1 pseudogene is annotated in these 500 nt (G+C 50.4%); it reads right to left on the bottom strand.

Going from position 1 to position 500, the window contains the following annotated elements:
- Nucleotides 1-500: pseudogene (locus LOK78_RS16395) on the bottom strand (tetratricopeptide repeat protein); the annotation flags it as partial.

Raw genomic sequence — 500 nt, 5'->3', positions numbered from 1 at the left:
CGTACATCCCCTCCGAGAAACTCTCTCTGGAGAAGTACATGGTCGTACCATTGGGACTGATCGCCGCAACTCCTTCATGGAACTGCGTGTTCACGTCGCCATCTACTTGGTCGGCTTCCATAAAGCCTTCTGCTGTCACCTCGGATACGTAGATATCCAAAAACGGCTGCTCGTTCCAACCATAGGTCTTTCTTGACTTGTTCCTTGCCGTGGCAAAATAGAACTTACCGTCCTTGATAGTCCCTCCAAAGTCGGACTGCTCGCTGTTGATGTCCAGGTTCTTCAAACGGAAGGTCTTCTCTTTCTCCAACAACTGTGGGATATAGTCCGGGTTCTCCATAAAGGCTACCGATCGCTGGTCGTTCGGCTTCAGCTCTGCAAACTTGCGCATGTACTCATTGGAACGGTCGTACTTCCCGTTCGCCTTGAGCATCTGAGAGTACTTGTAGACGATCTCTGCATCTCCGGGAGTGCTCTCAAGTACCTTGTAGTACCATTTC

This window comes from Mangrovimonas futianensis (assembly GCF_021245805.1).
GTDB lineage: Bacteria > Bacteroidota > Bacteroidia > Flavobacteriales > Flavobacteriaceae > Mangrovimonas > Mangrovimonas futianensis.
Note: the sequence above shows the minus strand (reverse complement) of the source record. Positions and strands in the feature narration are given on the sequence as shown.